The organism is Bradyrhizobium semiaridum (assembly GCF_020329505.1).
Classification (GTDB): Bacteria; Pseudomonadota; Alphaproteobacteria; order Rhizobiales; family Xanthobacteraceae; genus Bradyrhizobium; species Bradyrhizobium semiaridum.
On record NZ_JAGKJJ010000019.1, the window covers coordinates 112,766 to 130,143 of the forward strand.

The following is a 17,378-nucleotide window of genomic DNA, read 5'->3' on the forward strand; positions in this document are numbered from 1 at the left end:
TTTTCGGGACTCACCGCATTGTGAGCGGGTTCCATTGCAAGCTGTGGGGCCGCGTTAAGCAATCCGTGAGCGGGAAATGCGATTTGTGCCGGCCCAATGGCGAGATCGGCGGCATTGCGGCGCGGCAGGACCGAATCACCGCCGACCCCGTTCTCCTCACCTCGGCAGCAACTTGTCCGGCGCCCCGCCCTTGCCGGCTGAGGGATCGCTGCCCGCGTGGTTCGGCGAGGCCGGATGTCCGCGCAAGGCGCGTGCTGACCATACCGCTTCAACCAAAGGTTCTGCCGTTCGGACGCAGGATTCGGCTTTCCTCACTTTCCTCCCTCTGCCGCTGTGCCATATTGCTGGCAGATGCGGCCTTCGCGAACGGATGACCGGCAATGCCCCCTTCCCGCTCCGACATGGAGATCGAACTGAGCAAATTGTCCTCGCCGCGGATCTTCCTGGTGCGGATGCTGGTCTTCCTGGTGCTCTGCGGTCTGATCGGGGTCGTGCTCTACAAGCAGATCATCACCGCCTTCTTCGCCAATCCGGGGCTGAACGCCCTGATCGGCGCGGTGCTGCTGATCGGCATCATCCTGGCGTTCCGCCAGGTGATCCGGCTCTATCCCGAGGTCGCCTGGGTCAATAATTTCCGCATCGCCGATCCCGGCCTGGCGATCGACCGCCGGCCGACGCTGCTGGCCCCGATGGCCGCGATCCTCGGCGGCGAACGCAGCGGGCGGATGTCGATCTCGCAGCAGACCATGCGGCATCTGTTGGATTCGATCGCGACGCGCCTCGACGAGGCGCGCGACATCTCGCGCTACATGACCGGCTTGCTGGTGTTCCTCGGCCTGCTCGGCACCTTCTGGGGCCTGATCGAAACCGTCGGCTCGGTCGGCAAGGTGATCGACGGTCTCAAGGTCGGCGGCGATTCCGGGGCGCTGTTCGACACGCTGAAGGAGGGGCTTGCCGCGCCGCTCGGCGGCATGGGCATCTCGTTCTCGTCCTCGCTGTTCGGCCTCGCCGGCTCGCTGATCCTCGGCTTTCTCGATCTGCAATCGAGCCAGGCGCAGAACCGCTTCTACACCGATCTCGAGGACTGGCTCGCCACCACGGTGCGCGGCATCTCCGGCGAGGGCACAGGCCTCGGCGGCGCCGAGCTTCAAGGCGCGATCGAGCGGCTGCGCGGCGCGCTGGAGGACGGCGGCGGCGCCCGCAATACCACCGCGGCGATGGCCAATCTCGCCGAGGCGATCCAGGGCCTGGTGGCGCATATGCGCACCGAGCAGCAGATGATCCGCGAATGGGCCGACGGGCAGGGCGAGCAGAACCGCGAGATCAAGCGGCTGCTGGAGCGGCTGGCGCGCCAGCCCGAGAAGAGTTAACAAGGAGGTTGCCTCATGGCCCTCGCCCGCAGCCGCCGCGGTGAATCCGCCTTCAACTACTGGCCCGGCTTCGTCGACGCGCTGTCGACGCTGGTGCTGTCGATCGTGTTCCTGCTCTCGGTGTTCCTGGTGGTGCAGTTCTTCCTGTCGCAGGAGGTCACCGGCAAGGACAAGGCGCTGGAGCAGCTCAACGCCAAGATCGCGCAGCTCAACGATTTGCTGTCGCTGGAGAAGCTCGGCAAGCTCAGCCTCGACGACCAGGTGGCGCAGTTGCGCGCCGGCCTTGCTTCCGCCGAGAGCGAGCGCGACCGCATGAAGGGGCTCTATGAGGGGCTGGCGAGTTCCGGCAGTGACGCGCAGGGCCGCGCCAGTGAGCTGAACAAGGCGCTGGAGTCCGAGAAGGGCGTCTCGTCGCGTGCGCTGGCGCAGATCGAGGTGTTGAACCAGCAGATCAGCGCGCTGCGCCGCCAGCTCGCCGCGCTGGAAGAGGCGCTCGATGCGTCCGAGAAGCGCGACAAGGAATCGCAGGGCCGGATCGCCGATCTCGGCCAGCGTCTCAACGTCGCGCTGGCGCAGCGGGTGCAGGAATTGTCGCGCTACCGCTCTGAATTCTTCGGCCGGCTGCGCGCCATCCTCGGCAACCGCCCGGATATCCGCATCGTCGGCGACCGCTTCGTGTTCCAGTCCGAAGTGTTCTTCGAGACCGGCCAGGCGACGCTGCTCCCCGAAGGCAAGACCGAGCTCGAAACCGTGGCCAGCGCGCTGGTCGACCTCGACAAGAAGATCCCACCCGAGATCGCCTGGGTGCTGCGGGTCGACGGCCACACCGACGTGCGGCCGATCAACAGCCCGCTGTTCAAGTCGAACTGGGAGCTGTCGTCGGCGCGCGCGATCTCGGTGGTGCAGTATCTGGTCTCGCTCGGCGTCCCCGCGCAGCGCCTGGTCGCCGCCGGCTTCGCCGAATTCCAGCCGCTCGAGACCGCGCAGACCGAAGAGGCCTACAAGCGCAACCGCCGCATCGAGCTGAAGCTGACGGAGAGATAGGGCAGGGCTGTTGAACACCCCCTCGTCATTGCCGGGCTTGACCCGGCAATCCATCGAAGAAAGACTCCTTCGAAATGGATGGATGCCCGGGTCAAGCCCGGGCATGACGACTTTGGCATGACGCACACATCCACGCTCCGCCCCTATCGTGCCGCGGATGAGGACGCCGCCATCGAGCTGTGGCGGATCACCTGGCAGCAGGCTTATCCGTCGATCGACTTCAATGCCCGCGTCGCCTGGTGGCGCGAGCGCTGGCGAAACGAGCTGGTACCGAACGCGGCGATCGTCGTTGCCGAACAGGACGGCGCGCTGGCCGGCTTCGTGACCATCGACAAGTCAGGCTATCTCGACCAGCTCGTGGTCGCTCCCGCGCAGTGGGGCTCCCCGCTCGCGACCGCGCTGGTCGATGAGGCCAAGCGCCTTGCGCCCGTTGGCGTCACGCTGCTGGTCAACAAGGACAACGCCCGCGCCATCCGCTTCTACGAACGCAACGGCTTCGTGCATGCCGGCGAGAGCGTCAACCCGACCTCGGGACGCGCAGTGCTGAAGATGGCGTGGACGCCGTGAGGCGGAACACACTCTTTCGTCGGCGCCGGCGTACGCCGCAACGACAATCGGCAAGCCAAGTTTGTCTCGCACATCCGATAGCGTCGTGGGAACGACGACACCCCTGCCGACGTTGATCCATGTTGCATAGGTCCACCCCGGACAAGCGAATGCTCAAGACCAAATTCGCCATCATCGTCGCCGCCGGCCTGATCCTCGCGCCGGCCGAGCTTTTTGCTCAAGGCACCGGCGGCACCCCACCGCCACCGCGGCCCGGCGACCGCGCCGCTCCTTCGAATGGCGTCGGCGGCACGCCGCCTCCGGTACAGCCCGGCCAGCGTGTCGCCCCATCGAGCGGTGTCGGCGGCGGCAGCGCAGCACCGGCCGCTCCCGGAGCGCCGACGAGCAGCCCTAACCCCGCGACGGGACGGTGAAAGGCGCATTACCGCCCGTAGCGTCTTGCGGGCACATGACCTGCTGCCGCGAGGCGTGGTATGCGTAATGATCCCTGCCCTCCTCGGCGAGACCTACATGCGCTGGTTGACTGCCGCCATTCTACTGCTCGGCGCTCTGACTTGGTCAGAACACGTGGAAGCGCTGGATTGCGCAATTTGGGCCCTGTCCTCGCCGAGCTGGTGGGAGAGGACTCCCGACGGCAGCGATGCTCCGACTGAGCAGCAACAACGGGACGCCGAGAGCCGAGCGATGCTCGAGCTGCTGGATCGCACGCCGATCGTCTTCCGCGGCCGCGTCGCCTCGGTTCGCTATCTGACCAATCCTCACGTGACGTTCAGCCGTTTGCTTGCTTTCGATCATGTTGAGGTCTTGAAGGGACGGCTGATGACGTCGTCGCCCGATCAGAGGGCAGTCGTCGTCCAGCAGCGATGGTGCGATAGGACCTGCGACGTGAAGTCGAATGCAATGGAATGGCGGCGCGGCGCAACTGTTCTTGTCGGTGCGCATGCCAATCGCTCCACCGGTCCAACGAAGGTGATGGACCCGGACGGAAAGCGGGTCGTCTACACGGGACGGGTCGATGCTGAACTGGAAATGTGCGATAGCGGTCGGCTGCAGCCGATAGCCTTTGAGCTATTGAACGCGTCCAACGATGAAATCAATCGCTTGAGGCGGGAATACCGGCATCGCCAATTCAAGTAGCGCCGTTCGCGGTGCGGCTACGTCGCGCCAACCGGCTCCGCCGCCTTCGGCTCGGTCTCGGCTTCCGCGACGACGAATTTCAGCCCGTAGGTCTTGCCGCGGCGCCAGACGACCTCGCAGGGGTAGCGCTTGGAGTGGTCGGCGAGCAGCGTCAGCGCGAGGCGGTCCTTGACGTCGAACTCGACTTCGGTGGTGATCTTGGCACCGCCAGGGGAGATGTCGGCGACCGCGCATTCGCTCTCGGTCGCACCGTCATCCACCGTGATCCACGCGATCCGGTTGTTGAGCTGGCGCCGCGGCTCGCGGCTGACCTTGATCCGTGCACCATTGCTCGCCATGGTCGTCGATCCCTTGGAACGTCGGCGCCGGGCTCGTCGCTGGACGCGCAAGTCCGATCGGCGCACAGCCGCTGCCTGGACCATGCGGCCCGCCGCGTGAAGCCCGCCTTAGCGCGATCGGTTGAACTTTACCGAAATCTCGACACGGCTTTTAGCAAATGGGGATTCCGCAACCCCATCAGCGGGATACCGGCTGAGCCGGCGATCGTCAGCCTTGACTTGAATGCCGCACTGTTGGTGAACTGGGCCCGTGGCATTGGCCACGCCCCCGCAACAAGAGCGCCACGACGCGCCCTGCCCTTCGGAAACGACCCATGCTGCTTCCTCTCGCCGACGTGCCGCGCTGGTATGCCGAACGCAAGCCCGCTGAGGCGGTCGCAATCAGTCACGGTCCGGATGCGCTGACCTGGCCCGAACTCGAGCGCCGCGCCAATGCGCGGGCGCGTGCGTTCATGGCCAAGGGCGTCAAGCCCGGCGATTTCGTCGCGATCGGGCTGCCCAACAGCAACGCCTTTTTCGAGACCAGCTTTGCGGTGTGGAAGTGCGGCGCGACGCCGACCTCGCTGTCGTGGCGGCTGCCGCGCGGCGAGGCGGCCGCTGTGCTCGACATCCTCAAGCCGTCGCTGGTGGTCGGCGGTGAGTCCGACTGGAATGCACCGAATTCGCTGCCGGCGAATTTCGCGCCGGAAGGATTTTCCGACGAACCGCTCGATGCGCCGATCGCGCGCTACTGGAAGGCGATGACCAGCGGCGGTTCGACCGGGCGGCCAAAGGTGATCCTCGACCACAACCCCGCCGTGACCGACACCGCGAGCGAGCCGACGCTCGGCATTGCGCCGGGCACCTCGCTGCTCAATCCGGGACCGCTCTATCACAACGCGCCGTTCATCCTCTCGCACTTCGCGCTGTTCGGCGGCGGACGGGTCACCGGCCTCGTCAAGTTCGACGCCGAGGAGACGCTGCGCCTGATCGAGCGCGAGCGCGTGCAATGGGTGAACTTCGTGCCCACCATGATGCACCGGATCTGGGCGCTGCCCGAGGAGGTGCGCAACCGCTACGACGTCTCCAGTTTGCAGATCGTGTTTCACATGGCGGCGCCGATGCCGCCCTGGCTGAAGGAGAAATGGATCGAATGGCTCGGCCCGGAGCGGATCTGGGAGCTCTATGGCGGCACCGAGCGGCAGGGCGCCTGCGTCATCAACGGCGTCGAATGGCTGACGCACAAGGGCTCGGTCGGCAAGATCGGCGAGACCGCGAAGTTGCGCATCATCGGCGAGGACGGCAACGACGTCGCGCCAGGCGAGACCGGCGAGATCTATTTCCTGCCCAATGACGGCGCCGGCACCACCTACCACTATCTCGGCGCCGCGCCGAAGCGGCGGCCGGACGGCTGGGAATCGCTCGGCGATATCGGCCGGCTCGACGAGGAAGGCTATCTCTATCTCGGCGACCGCCTCGCCGACATGGTGCTGCGCGGCGGCGCCAACATCTATCCGGCCGAGGTCGAGGCCGCGGTGAGCGAGCATCCGCTCGTGCGCTCCTGCGTCGTGGTCGGCCTGCCGGATCCGGAATTCGGCCAGCGCGTGCATGCGATCCTCGAGCTTGCCGACGGCGTGGATGCGCAGGCGGTCGCCGACGGCATGGGCGATTTCCTCAAGGACAGGCTGAGCCGCTACAAGCATCCGGAAAGCTTCGAGCGGGTCGACGCGCCGCCGCGCGATGATTCCGGCAAGGTCCGCCGCACCCTGCTGCGCGACGAGCGCGCCGCATGGATCAAGGAGAACCGCGCCTTCCGCATCATGCCGGCGCGCGCGGCGAAGGCGGAGTAGCGGCTTGCTTCACCTCTCCCCGCTCTTTGCGGGGAGAGGTCGGATCGCATCGCAGATGCGATCTGCCTGGACCTGGGCGCATGGCACCTGATCCGCCATCTCGCTCAACCACCAATTCACTGTTATATATGGCGGAAGCGGACGTGTTCCGGGACCCCGTGATCTTTTCGGCTCGCACGGCGTTAACGTGAACACACGCGTAGCGATCCTGCGGAGACCCTCGATGCCCTCCATGACCGAATGGAAAGTGCCCCCGGCCTTTCAGCCCCGTCCCGAAGATTACCGCTTCGATCTCGATCGCGCGCTGATGAGTGTGGTCGGGCTGCATTCGATCATTCCGCCTGATGCTTTCAGCGCCGAGACGCTCGGCACCGAGCGCGTCGGCAACGGCGTCTTGATCGACGACGGGCTGGTGCTGACGATCGGCTATCTGATCACCGAGGCCGAGGCGGTGTGGCTGCATCTCGGCGACGGCCGCGTGGTCGAGGGCCATGCGCTCGGCTTCGATTTCGAATCCGGCTTCGGCCTGGTGCAGGCGCTTGGCCGGCCCGGCATCGCGCCGCTGCCGATCGGCTCGTCGGCCGCGACGCGGGTCGGCGACAACGTCGTGGTCGGCGGCGCCGGCGGCCGTACCCGCTCGGTGGCGAGCCAGATCGTGGCGAAGCAGGAATTCGCCGGCTACTGGGAGTATCTGCTGGACGAGGCGATCTTCACCTATCCGTCGCACCCGAACTGGGGCGGCTGCGGGTTGATCTCCGACAGCGGCGAACTGATCGGCATCGGCTCGCTGCAGCTCGAACGCGAGCGCGGCGGGCGCGCCGAGCACGTCAACATGATCGTGCCGATCGATCTGCTCGGCCCCGTGATCGGCGACCTGCGCAAGTTCGGTCGCGTCAACAAGCCGTCGCGGCCGTGGCTCGGCATGTACACCACCGACATCGACAACCGCGTCGTCGTGGTCGGCATCGCCAGCAAGGGCCCGGCGGCGCGCGCCGAGCTGAAGACCGGCGACGTCATCCTCGCTGTCGGCGGTGACAAGGTCACCAGCCAGATCGGCTTCTACCGCAAGCTCTGGTCGCTCGGCTCCGCCGGCGTCGACGTCCCGCTCACCGTCTACCATGAAGGCGTCACCTTTGACGTGACGCTGACCTCGATCGACCGCGCGCGGCTGTTGAAGGCGCCAAGATTGCACTAGGATTCCCGCGCATGACCGACGCCGTGATTGACGACATCGTGGCCGTGCTGCCGTCGCTGCTGCAGACGCTGGAATCGCTGTCGTTTGTCGCGCGCAATCTCAACCCCGCTGAGTTCGGCAACGTCATGCAGATTGCGGGCGAGCCGGACGAGACGCTGCAGGCGGTGAAGCCGCGGCTGGCCGAATGGCCCGAGAAATTCGCGCACATCAAGACGGCGCTGGAGGCATCGACCGATGCAGCGCTTGCCGGCTATGCGGGATTGCGCGCGGTGCAGAACGGCGAAGGCGATCTCGTCAGCGTGTTCCGCGCGCTGCGCTATCTGCCGCGGGCGCAGGAGGCGCTCTATCCGCTGACCGAGCTGCCGCCGGTCAGCGGCTTCTTCATCGCGCCCGATCTGCGCGAGGACGCCGAATTGCAGGCGAAGCTCGCGGCCGTACCGAACGACGACACCGGCATCTTCCATGAAGGCAACGAGCCGGGCAGCAGCGGCGGCTTCTCGATGTACGTGCCGGAATATTACACGCCGGATCGCGCCTGGCCGCTGGTGATGGCCCTGCATGGCGGCAGCGGCAACGGCCGCGGTTTCCTTTGGAGCTGGCTGCGCGACGCACGCAGCCGCGGCGCCATCCTGATCGCGCCAACCGCGACGGGACAGACCTGGGCGCTGATGGGTGAGGACACCGACACGCCGAACCTCAACCGCATCCTCGACCAGGTACAGGGGCGCTGGAATGTCGACGAGACCCGGCTGCTGCTGACCGGCATGAGCGACGGCGGCACGTTCAGCTACGTCTCAGGACTCGACGGCGCATCACGCTTCACGCATCTGGCGCCGGTTGCCGCAACGTTTCATCCGCTGATGGCGGAGATGGCCGATGCTGAGCGGCTGCGCGGCTTGCCGGTCTTCATCACCCACGGCGTGCTCGACTGGATGTTCCCGGTGCAGACCGCGCGGCAAACCCAGGGACTGCTATCGGCCGCGGGCGCCAGGGTGACCTATCGCGAAATCGACGACCTCAGTCACTGCTATCCGCGGGAGATCAATGCGGAGATTTTACGGTGGCTGAATGGCGAACACGCCGCCGATGCCTGAGACATTCCCTCCCCGTCATTGCGAGGAACGAAGCGACGAAGCAATCCATGCCTCAGCTTGTGGCCCAATGGATTGCTTCGCTTCGCTCGCAATGAAGGGATAGATAGAGTCTTACTCATTCACCCGCGGCTTGAGCAGGTCCGAGAAGCCGACCCGGTGCAGCATCTCATTGCGGACGCGGTCGATCACGGCGAAGGCGACTTCGGCGCCGTCCTGGGTCGGGTCGATGTGGACGCGGAACGGACGCTTGCCGAACGGCGTGTCGACCACCTTGACGATCGCATCTGCCACCGATGATGGGTCGGCATCCGCAGGGACGATCGCCGAAAACGCCTGCATGATCTCTTTGCCGAAGCCGGCATAGGGTCCCGCTTCGTATTCGGCGACGCGTGCCGCGTCGGCGGGATGGCCGGAATGCGCGAAGTGATTGGTGCCGCCGGTGAAGGCGCCGGGCACGATGATCGAGGTCTCGATGCCCCAGCGCGACAGCTCGCGGGCATAGATCACCGCCATCGCATCCATACCGGCCTTCGCCGCGAAGTACGGCGCGAGATAGGGCGGCGTGCCGCCGGCCGAGCTGGAGCTCGACACCCAGACCACAAGTCCCCTGCCCTGCTTGCGCAGCTGCGGCAACGCGGCGCGGTTGACGCGCTGGGTCGAGAGCACGTTGACGTCATAGAGCTCGGCAAGCTGCTCGGGCGTGAATGCTTCCGCCGGGCCGAACACCATGTGGCCAGCATTGTGCATCACGACGTCGAGGCGTCCTTCTTCGGCTACGATCTGCGCGATCGCGGCGTCGACCGAGGTCTGCGAGCCGACATCGAGTTCGAGCGCGCGCAGGTCGACATTGTTGTCGTGGGCGAACTCCTCAACATCGGCGGCCGCGGCGGCGTTGCGGCCGGTGGTGTGGCGCATCGAGGCATAGACGGTGTGGCCGGCCTTGGCGAGCGCGTTGGCAGTGAGACGGCCGAAGCCACTGGAGGCGCCGGTGATAACGATGACCTGCTTCATGACAAATATCCTTTTTGGTCTTGATTGAACGAGAGGTTGAAGGCGTGATTGCGAAGCTCAGACCAGACCGCCATTGGCGCGCAGGGTCTGGCCGTTGATCCAGGAGCCGTCGGGACCGGCTAGGAACGACACGGCGCTGGCGATATCGGCGGGCGTGCCGAGTCGCTCCAGCGGCACCTGCTTGGCAAAGTGGTCGATCAACTCCTCCGACTTGCCGTGCAGGAACAGGTCGGTCGCGGTCGGACCGGGCGCCACTGCATTCACGGTGATGCTGCGGCCGCGCAATTCCTTGGACAGGATCGCGGTTAGCGATTCGATCGCCGCCTTGGTCGCGACATAGACGCCGTAGGTTTCAAGCCTGGTGCCGACCAGGCTGGTCGAGGTATTGATGATGCGTCCGCCGTTGCGCAGCCGGCGGGCCGCCTCGCGCATGGTATTGAAGCTGCCCTTCAGGTTGATCGCGACGTGCTGATCGAACATCGCATCGTCGCTGTCGGCGATCTCGCTGAGCTTCATGATGCCGGCGTTGTTGACCAGCACGTCGACGCCGCCGAACGCCGCTTCCGCCGCATCGAACATGCCGCGTACCGCGTTGGGGTCGCTGACATCGGCCTTCGCGGTCAGCGCCCGGCCGCCGGCGGCTTCGATGCGGTCGGCAACCGCCTGCGCGGCGTTGGCGTCGCCGGAGTAGTTGATGACGACGGTGAAGCCGTCCCTGGCGAGCCGTTCGGCCACGGCAGCACCGATCCCACGCGAAGCGCCCGTTATCAGAGCTACCTTATTGTTTTGGGTGGTCATTTTCGTTCTCCATCGGGTTGTGCGGGCCAGCCGCGTTCGATGGAAGGACCGTATGACTTGGCGCCATCCGAATAATCGTGCATTCTCTGGCATCACTATTCGTTATTGTCGGATAATGGCATGGACCGGTTCGATGCGATGCGGGTGTTCACGCGCGTGGTGGAGCGGCGCAGCTTTTCGCTCGCGGCCGACGACCTCGGGCTGCCGCGCTCGACGGTGACGGATGCAGTGAAGGGGCTGGAGGCGCGGCTCGGCGTGCGGCTGCTCGAACGCACCACGCGCACGGTGCGCCCGACGCTCGACGGCGAGGCGCACTATCGCCGCTGCCTGGCACTGATCGCGGATCTGGAAGATGCCGAAGGCGCGTTCGGCGGCGCGCGGCCGAAGGGCCTGCTGCGGCTCGAGGTGCAGGGCACCTTGGCGCGGCGCTTCCTCTTGCCGAACCTGCCGGGCTTCCTCGCCGAATATCCCGACATCGAGATCAACATGAGCGAGAGCGACCGCTGGGTCGATCTGATCCGCGAGGGCGTTGACTGCGTGCTGCGCTTCGGCCAGTTGCCCGACAGCGACATGATCGCGCGCGAGGTGACGATGCTGGAGCGGCTGACCTGCGCCACGCCGGAATATTTCGCGCGCTTCGGCACACCCACCGACCCGTTTGCGCTCGATGGCCATCGCATGATCGGTATCCGCTCGCTAACGACTGGACGCTTGCGGCCGATGGAGTTTTTGGTCGATGGCGCGCTCAAGCAGTTTCCGTTGCCCGCTACGATGTCTGTCACCGGCCCCGAGAGTTATCTCGCCAGCGCGAAGCTTGGCCTCGGCCTCGTGCAGGTGCCGCGCTTCCATGCCGAAGCCGACTTGACGCAGGGCACGTTGGTCGAGGTGCTGCAACACTGTCCGCCGCCATCAGTGCCGGTATCCTTGCTCTATCCCCGCAACCGCCAGCTCTCGCCACGCGTTCGCGTGTTCATCGACTATGTGATGCGCGCATTCGGGCGGAACTGACGGCGCGGCGGAACCAGCACCGGAGCGCCGACGTTATCCGTTCAACACCGGAGGTTTCTGATGCGAGTCTTTCTCGGAATGATCTTGGGTGCGCTGCTGCTGGTTTGCGGCGTCTATGTCGTCGATTCCATGCGGACGTCGAGCGTCGCGAGCGGGCAGACCGCGCAGGAGACCCGCACCATCGTCAATTGGGACGTCGCCGCCCAGGACTGGAACATGCTGAAGACGCGCGCCCACGAGGAATGGACCAAGATTGCCTCGAAGTAGCGGCGCCCGTCCAAGCGTCGACACCCGAACGAATGGCCTCTCCCATCCGGGAGAGGCCATGATTTATGGCCGAAACGCGTCAGCGTTCTCTCGATTGCTTCGCTTACATCAAGCGCGGGTCGGCCTTGGGCCGGTGCTAAACTCGCAATGACGGGCAGATATTGGCGACGACTGCCTCAGTTGTTCTCGATCTTGCGGCCCATGTTCGCCTTGCGGGCGTCGGCGATCACCTGTTCGAACTGATCCATGCTGAGCGCGCCGGGGACGCGGTACTTGCCGACGATGAAGGACGGCGTGCCGTTGAAGCCGAAGGCTTCGGCCTGCTCGTTGTTGCGTGCAAGCAGAGCGTCGATCGCCTTGGCATTGGCGTCGAGATCCTTCTTCAGGCGGTCCATGTCGAGGCCGGCGCCGGAGAGCAGCTCGGCGATCCGCGGCTCGGTGATGCGCGAGTTGACCGAGATCATCGCCTCATGGGCGGCTTCGAACTTGTTCTGATATTTCGCCGCCAGCGCCATCCGCGCGGCGACCTTGGACACCGGCCCGAGGATCGGCCAGTCCTTCAGCACCAGCCGGACCTTGCCGTCGTCCTGCACCACCTGGCGGAGCTCCGGCGCGAGCTTGCGGCAATAGGGGCAGTTGTAGTCGAACCATTCGACGATGGTGATGTCGCCGGTGGGATTGCCGATCACCGGAATATCCGGATCGCGCAGCACCTGCGCCTCGGTCAAAACCTTGTCGTCGTCCTCGGCACGCGCGGGCACTGCCGGCAGCAGCGCGAGGCCGGCACCGAGCAGGCCGAGCGCAACGCGGCGGCTGGGGCCGGAATTGACCAGAGGTGATGTCGTCTGCTGCTTCATGACTGGCTTTCGCGAGGGCCCTTTGCCGTTTTACGCTCGGGGCACATGGATGTTACGCAGCAGCATATAGACCGCCGCGAGAACAATCGCAGCCGCAAAAGACAATAATGAGGCGTCCGGCAAGCTGAAAGCCGCCGGGCGGTGGCTCCAGACGGAGGAACTGGCGTCTATTTTGGCGGCTGCTCCCGCCGCTGCAACGCCATCAGCGTGCCGGTCATGGTCGCAACCAGGGTCTTGGCGCCGTCCTGCACGGCATAGGCCTTGCCGTCGCAGACCGTCAGCGTGCGGCCAGGCTTGACCACGACGCCGCGGAACAGGAAGCGCTCACCGCGCGCCGGTGCCAGGAGGTTGGTCTTGAACTCCACGGTGAGGATGTCGGAGCCCTCCGGCATCAGCGTGAAAGCGGCAATGCCGCAGGCATTGTCGAGGCCCGCCGTGATGACGCCGGCATGCACGAAGCCATTCTGCTGGGTGAACTCGGGCGCATAGGACATCGCGAGATCGACCTCGCCCGGCTCTAGGCGCGCGATCGAGATGCCGAGCGTCTGCATCGCGCGCTGCTGCGCGAACGTCGCGGTTGCGGCCGCGTGGTAGTCGGGATTCTTCGGCGCGAAGCTCGACATGCCGGTCACGCGGTCACGGGTTCTGACGGCACGAGGTGCTGCATCGCGGCGTAGCGGATCGCCGGCGCGAACGGGGTCGACTTGCGTTCGGCGCGATCGAGATGCACGGCCGTGATCTCGCACATCGCGGCGACCTCGCCGCTCTCCACATTGCGCATCTCGTGCGAGATGCGGACCAGCCTGTCGCGCAGCTCGACAAGGCGACTCCTGACCTCGACATTGTCGCCGGCGAGCAGCTCGCGCTTGTAGGCGATGTTCTGCTGCACGGCGGCCATGCCGCGGCCGGATTCGCGCAGATAGCTCGGCGTCAGCCCGATCCGCGCGAACATATTCCAGCTCGCCTCGTCGAACTTGCCGACATACCACATGACGTTCATGTGGCCGATATGATCGCAGTGCCACGGATAGACCGTGCCGCGATAGGTTGCCTCGCCCTCCATCGTGCCGCTCCGCGCTTCATTCGTGATACGGTAGCGTATCAGCGCTCGACCGGGCTAGCAATACGGTACCGTATCAAAGCATGATCCGGAAAAGTACGAGGCGGTTTCCGAAGACATCATGCGCAAACAACAGACTATGCGCGACGAAAACTCTTCGCACATGGGCGCCCTGCGGAGATCACATGACTGAAAGCAAGGCCGATGTCTGGGTCGCGGCGGGCTTTGCCGAGCTCGCTCATTCCGGCGTCGACGGCGTGCGGGTCGAGGTGCTGGCGAAGACTCTCGGCGTCACCAAGGGCGGCTTCTACCGCCAATTCAAGGATCGCGCTGCGCTGCTGGAGGCGATGCTGGCGCGCTGGCGCGACGGCCGCATCGCCGCGATCGAGAAACAGACTGCGCTCGACGGCGCCAGCGCGCGTGAGCGGCTGAAGGCGATCATCACGCTGTATTCGGAGCGCATGAACACCGAGGCGATGGCGATCGAGCTCGCGATCCGGCAGTGGGCGCGCACCGACGACGCCGCAGCTACCGCTGCAGCCAGCGTCGACGCCGCGCGGCTGAAGAATGTCGGCCAGCTCTATCGCGCCGCCGGGCTGCCGGCCGAGGAGGCCGACGCGCAGGCCTTCCTGTTCTACTGCTTCATCTTCGGCCAGAGCCTGCTGTTCCTCGAGCGCGGCCCGCGCAAGCGCGCGCAACTATTGGCCACCTCGGCGGACAAGCTGCTCGCCAGCGACCAATAGAAAAGCGGCCGGCGTCATGCCGGCCGCTCGCCGAACTCGACGAAAACTCAGCCCTTCAGGCGCTTGTTGCATTCGCTGTAGAAGCCGCCGCCACCCTTCTGATTCCAGCGCATGCCGCCGGTGGTGTTGTTGGCCTTGTTGAGCTTCCACTGCTCCGAGCAGGTGTGCATGCGCGCCATGTGCGGCTTCTCGCTGGCGAACTTCGGATCGATCGCGGTCGGGAAGACGGCATTGCCGGTGGCAACCGGCGCGGCCGGTGCAGCAGGCGCGGCCTCCTTCTTAGCCTCCTTCGGCGCGGCCGGTGCCGGAGCTGCGGCAGCGGGCGGCGGCGCGGCGGGCGCAGCGGCCGGTGTCGCGTCGGCGCCGCACTGGGTCTTGCGGAAGTCATTCCACTTCTGGTCGCCGAGCGTGCCGGCGGTCTTGGCGGCCTGATACTTCGCGCTGCATTCTTGCATGGTCAGGGCCTGCGCCGGCGCGCTGGCCGCGAAGGCTGCAAAACCCGACACCGCGATCACGCACAACAATCTGGTCTGGATGGTCATTTCTGGTCTCCCTCTGGGGGCATTGGCACAAGGACCATTATCCTAGCGCAACCCGAACTTGCGGCAACGCGCCGACGCCGTCGCGCGTCAAAATATTGTGGCGGCGAGACCGCCGCATGTTCATCAGCGGTTCAGCATCGCCGCGCGACGGTTCCGCTCCCTTCCCTCTGAGGTGCCCCATGATGACGAAGATTTCCTCGCTTGCGACCGCCACCGCGCTTGCCTCCGTGCTGCTGATGGGCGGAGCATTCGCGCAAACGACCGCGCCGGCCGCCAAGGACGCCGCTCCCAAGACCGAGACGACCAAGGCAGATACCAAGGCGCCGGCCGAGAAGAAGCAGCGCAGTGCCGAGTCGCTGGAGTGCTCGAAGGAGGCCGACGCCAAGGGACTGCATGGCAAAGAGCGCAAGAAATTCCGCTCCGAATGCAAGAAGCAGAAGGCCGCCGGCGGCGCCGCCGCTCAGCCCGCCTCGAAGTAATTCAGAGCCGTCATGGTTCTGTTCACCCTCCCTGGCTCGGGAGGGTGAAAATTTGTGCGCCGGCAGCCGGAGGCGCGCATTGCTGCAATCGCGAGATGCAATTGTCGCGCGGGAGCGAATTTGCCATAAGGCGGCGTGACCCTGATCCGCGCTGCGATGGCAACGGCCATTCCCGACCGCACCAAGGCCTTGAACGGGCTCGAGACCCTTGTCATCGGCGCCGCCGGCGGCGTGCTGTTCCTGTGGGCCGAGTTGCCGGGTGGCCTGATCTCCGGCGCGATGACCGCGGTCGCGATCGCCGCGCTGGCAGGGCGGCCGCTCGCGGTGCCCGCTTTGCTGACCCAGGCGGTGCTGCTGCTGCTCGGCATCTCGCTGGGCTCGCTGATGTCGCAGCAATTGTTGCAGCACATGAGCTCCTACCCCATCACCATCGGCCTGCTGGCGCTGGCGACGTTCTGCTCGACCTTCGGCTCGAGCTACTATCTGCAGCGCATCCACGGCTGGGACCAGACCTCTGCCTTCCTCGCCGGCAGCCCCGGTGCGCTGTCGCAGATCACCATCCTCGCCGCCGAGAAAGGCGCCGACGTCGCCGCCATCGCCGTGGTGCAGACCATGCGCGTGATCATCTTGACCGCGGCGCTGCCGCTGGTGCTGGCGCTGACCGGGGTGACGCATGCAGCACCGCCGCCTTTGCCGACGGCGGTCGCCTCGCCGGCCGGGCTTGCCGCGCTGATCGCCGCCTCGATCGGCGCCTCGCTGCTGCTGCGCTGGGTGAAATTTCCGGCGAGTTGGATGTTCGGCGCGATGCTCGCTTCCAGCCTGCTGCACGGCTCGGAATTGGTCGATGGCGGCCTGCCGCCCTGGCTGCGCAACGTCGCGTTGGTCGGTATCGGCGCCATCATCGGCACCCGCTTCGCGCGGATGAAGACCTCGACCTTGCTGAGCCACATCAATGCCGGGCTGGGCTCGTTCGCGATCGCGATCCTGATCTCCGCCATCTTCGTCGCGGTGATCGGCTTCACCACCCATGTCCGGCTCGCCGACGTCGTGGTGGCGTTCGCGCCCGGCGCGATGGACGCCATGCTGGCGCTGGCGCTGACGCTGCACATCGACCCGATCTTCGTCGGTGCGCACCACCTGTCGCGCTTCGTGTTCGTCTCGATCGCGACGCCGGGCATCGTCCATTTGTTCGGCCGTCCGCAGGACGACGTCGACGATTAGCTCTCAGGCGCGCGCCGTCTTCGCCACGCCCCAGCCGGCGAGCGCGGCCATCAACAGCGAGATCAGCACATTGTAGCCGGCGAGCGAGATGCCGAGGAAGCGCCACTGCACCTCGTCGCAGCGCACCACCTTGACCTTGTCGAGCTGCTCCAGCAACGAACCGGCCTTGCTGAAATCCATCACCGGGCCGGAGCAATCGGTCGGCCCCTGCCAGAATCCCCATTCGACGCCGGCGTGGTAGGTCCCGAGCCCGGCATTGGCGAGCGCGGCGAGGCCGAGGATCGCAAGCCCCGCCAGCAGCACCGGCCGAGGCGCGCCGCGGCCGGCCGCGAACGCAACCAGCGCACCGAGCGGGACGGCGAGGTAATAGGCATAGCGCTGCTCGAGGCAGAGCGGACAGGGCAGGATCTCCAGCACCAGCTGAAAGAACCAGGCACCGGCCAGCGTCGCCGTCGCAATCGCGGCGATCGCCAGAGCCGACGTCAGCGCCGGATTGCCGGTGGTGGAAGCGTGTGACGGATGGGCGGTGGCGGTCGTCACGGCGGTCCTCCTGCGAGCATGCTGCGCATGGGCCGTGCCCTCTTCACGCTCGATCCGGGTCGTATCGCGCGAAAATACCGCTGTCGAGGCGCGGGACAATCACTTCCGCGCGGGTTGACCGTGACGGGTTGCCCGCTATAGTCCGCCGCGCTTCGCAACCCTGGCCAATTTCAAGGCTTGGGCCACGAAGGCCCCTGTGGCGGAACTGGTAGACGCGCTCGACTCAAAATCGAGTTCCGCAAGGAGTGCTGGTTCGATTCCGGCCAGGGGCACCACAA

The 17,378-nt window shown here is 65.9% G+C and carries 21 protein-coding genes and 1 tRNA gene; 14 read left to right on the forward strand and 8 right to left on the reverse strand.

The annotated features are described in order from the left end of the window. Window positions 1–380 precede the first annotated feature (380 nt). The 5 genes from J6500_RS21270 to J6500_RS21290 all read left to right on the forward strand — a co-directional run bounded on the left by J6500_RS21270 (window position 381) and on the right by J6500_RS21290 (window position 4,118). On the forward strand, window positions 381–1,370 hold the full coding sequence (locus tag J6500_RS21270; protein ID WP_225714642.1) for a flagellar motor protein MotA: 990 nt from the start codon (window positions 381–383) through the stop codon (window positions 1,368–1,370). A gap of 15 nt (window positions 1,371–1,385) precedes the next feature. After that, window positions 1,386–2,414, forward strand: coding sequence for a peptidoglycan -binding protein (locus J6500_RS21275; protein ID WP_225714643.1), 1,029 nt, complete (start codon window positions 1,386–1,388; stop codon window positions 2,412–2,414). Between the two features lie 117 nt (window positions 2,415–2,531). Then, window positions 2,532–2,981 (forward strand): GNAT family N-acetyltransferase, encoded by a 450-nt coding sequence (locus tag J6500_RS21280; protein ID WP_225714644.1) that lies wholly within the window; start codon window positions 2,532–2,534, stop codon window positions 2,979–2,981. 149 nt (window positions 2,982–3,130) lie between these two features. Further along, window positions 3,131–3,394 carry a hypothetical protein gene (locus J6500_RS21285; RefSeq protein ID WP_225714645.1) on the forward strand — a complete coding sequence of 88 codons (264 nt, stop codon included), beginning with the start codon at window positions 3,131–3,133 and terminating at the stop codon, window positions 3,392–3,394. A gap of 67 nt (window positions 3,395–3,461) precedes the next feature. Beyond that, window positions 3,462–4,118: a hypothetical protein gene (locus J6500_RS21290; RefSeq protein ID WP_225714646.1), complete on the forward strand. Its 657-nt coding sequence runs from the start codon at window positions 3,462–3,464 to the stop codon at window positions 4,116–4,118. 17 nt (window positions 4,119–4,135) lie between these two features. Here J6500_RS21290 and J6500_RS21295 read toward each other — a convergent pair whose 3' ends face one another. Then, complete coding sequence (locus J6500_RS21295) at window positions 4,136–4,456, reverse strand: PilZ domain-containing protein (protein ID WP_225714647.1); 321 nt, start codon at window positions 4,454–4,456, stop codon at window positions 4,136–4,138. Between the two features lie 314 nt (window positions 4,457–4,770). Between J6500_RS21295 and J6500_RS21300 the strand changes: the two genes are divergently transcribed. From J6500_RS21300 to J6500_RS21310, 3 genes are all read left to right on the forward strand, one after another. Continuing rightward, window positions 4,771–6,285, forward strand: coding sequence for an AMP-binding protein (locus J6500_RS21300; RefSeq protein ID WP_225714648.1), 1,515 nt, complete (start codon window positions 4,771–4,773; stop codon window positions 6,283–6,285). Between the two features lie 223 nt (window positions 6,286–6,508). After that, complete coding sequence (locus J6500_RS21305) at window positions 6,509–7,480, forward strand: S1C family serine protease (RefSeq protein WP_225714649.1); 972 nt, start codon at window positions 6,509–6,511, stop codon at window positions 7,478–7,480. An 11-nt stretch (window positions 7,481–7,491) separates the two neighbouring features. Next, window positions 7,492–8,574, forward strand: coding sequence for a carboxylesterase family protein (locus J6500_RS21310; RefSeq protein WP_225714650.1), 1,083 nt, complete (start codon window positions 7,492–7,494; stop codon window positions 8,572–8,574). Between the two features lie 111 nt (window positions 8,575–8,685). Here J6500_RS21310 and J6500_RS21315 read toward each other — a convergent pair whose 3' ends face one another. Both J6500_RS21315 and J6500_RS21320 read right to left on the reverse strand, forming a co-directional pair. Next, window positions 8,686–9,585 (reverse strand): SDR family oxidoreductase, encoded by a 900-nt coding sequence (locus tag J6500_RS21315; RefSeq protein ID WP_225714651.1) that lies wholly within the window; start codon window positions 9,583–9,585, stop codon window positions 8,686–8,688. A gap of 57 nt (window positions 9,586–9,642) precedes the next feature. Then, complete coding sequence (locus J6500_RS21320; protein ID WP_225714652.1) at window positions 9,643–10,383, reverse strand: SDR family oxidoreductase; 741 nt, start codon at window positions 10,381–10,383, stop codon at window positions 9,643–9,645. A gap of 120 nt (window positions 10,384–10,503) precedes the next feature. Here J6500_RS21320 and J6500_RS21325 point away from each other — a divergent pair, with 120 nt between their 5' ends. Both J6500_RS21325 and J6500_RS21330 read left to right on the forward strand, forming a co-directional pair. After that, the gene (locus J6500_RS21325) at window positions 10,504–11,391 is read left to right on the forward strand and encodes a LysR family transcriptional regulator (RefSeq protein ID WP_225714653.1); all 888 of its coding nucleotides are present in this window, start codon (window positions 10,504–10,506) and stop codon (window positions 11,389–11,391) included. A gap of 60 nt (window positions 11,392–11,451) precedes the next feature. After that, window positions 11,452–11,658 carry a hypothetical protein gene (locus tag J6500_RS21330; RefSeq protein ID WP_211990232.1) on the forward strand — a complete coding sequence of 69 codons (207 nt, stop codon included), beginning with the start codon at window positions 11,452–11,454 and terminating at the stop codon, window positions 11,656–11,658. Window positions 11,659–11,834: 176 nt separating this feature from the next. On the opposite strand, the gene J6500_RS21335 is transcribed toward J6500_RS21330, so the two are convergent. The 3 genes from J6500_RS21335 to J6500_RS21345 all read right to left on the reverse strand — a co-directional run bounded on the left by J6500_RS21335 (window position 11,835) and on the right by J6500_RS21345 (window position 13,578). After that, entirely contained in the window at window positions 11,835–12,515 is a 681-nt protein-coding gene (locus J6500_RS21335) for a DsbA family protein (RefSeq protein WP_225714654.1), read from the reverse strand. A gap of 167 nt (window positions 12,516–12,682) precedes the next feature. Beyond that, on the reverse strand, window positions 12,683–13,138 hold the full coding sequence (locus J6500_RS21340) for a PaaI family thioesterase (protein ID WP_225714655.1): 456 nt from the start codon (window positions 13,136–13,138) through the stop codon (window positions 12,683–12,685). 5 nt (window positions 13,139–13,143) lie between these two features. Next, window positions 13,144–13,578: an acyl-CoA thioesterase gene (locus J6500_RS21345; protein ID WP_225714656.1), complete on the reverse strand. Its 435-nt coding sequence runs from the start codon at window positions 13,576–13,578 to the stop codon at window positions 13,144–13,146. 182 nt (window positions 13,579–13,760) lie between these two features. Between J6500_RS21345 and J6500_RS21350 the strand changes: the two genes are divergently transcribed. After that, complete coding sequence (locus tag J6500_RS21350; RefSeq protein ID WP_225714657.1) at window positions 13,761–14,318, forward strand: TetR/AcrR family transcriptional regulator; 558 nt, start codon at window positions 13,761–13,763, stop codon at window positions 14,316–14,318. A 47-nt stretch (window positions 14,319–14,365) separates the two neighbouring features. On the opposite strand, the gene J6500_RS21355 is transcribed toward J6500_RS21350, so the two are convergent. Beyond that, window positions 14,366–14,860 (reverse strand): hypothetical protein, encoded by a 495-nt coding sequence (locus J6500_RS21355; RefSeq protein ID WP_225714658.1) that lies wholly within the window; start codon window positions 14,858–14,860, stop codon window positions 14,366–14,368. A gap of 182 nt (window positions 14,861–15,042) precedes the next feature. Between J6500_RS21355 and J6500_RS21360 the strand changes: the two genes are divergently transcribed. Both J6500_RS21360 and J6500_RS21365 read left to right on the forward strand, forming a co-directional pair. After that, the gene (locus J6500_RS21360) at window positions 15,043–15,339 is read left to right on the forward strand and encodes a PsiF family protein (protein ID WP_225714717.1); all 297 of its coding nucleotides are present in this window, start codon (window positions 15,043–15,045) and stop codon (window positions 15,337–15,339) included. Between the two features lie 135 nt (window positions 15,340–15,474). Beyond that, a complete protein-coding gene (locus tag J6500_RS21365) occupies window positions 15,475–16,560 on the forward strand; it encodes an AbrB family protein (protein ID WP_376707836.1) in 1,086 nt (361 codons plus the stop codon). Between the two features lie 3 nt (window positions 16,561–16,563). Here the strand turns inward: J6500_RS21365 and J6500_RS21370 are convergent, their stop codons facing one another. Then, on the reverse strand, window positions 16,564–17,100 hold the full coding sequence (locus tag J6500_RS21370) for a disulfide bond formation protein B (RefSeq protein ID WP_225714659.1): 537 nt from the start codon (window positions 17,098–17,100) through the stop codon (window positions 16,564–16,566). 190 nt (window positions 17,101–17,290) lie between these two features. Here J6500_RS21370 and J6500_RS21375 point away from each other — a divergent pair. Further along, window positions 17,291–17,375: transfer RNA gene (locus J6500_RS21375), tRNA-Leu, on the forward strand. Window positions 17,376–17,378 lie beyond the last annotated feature (3 nt).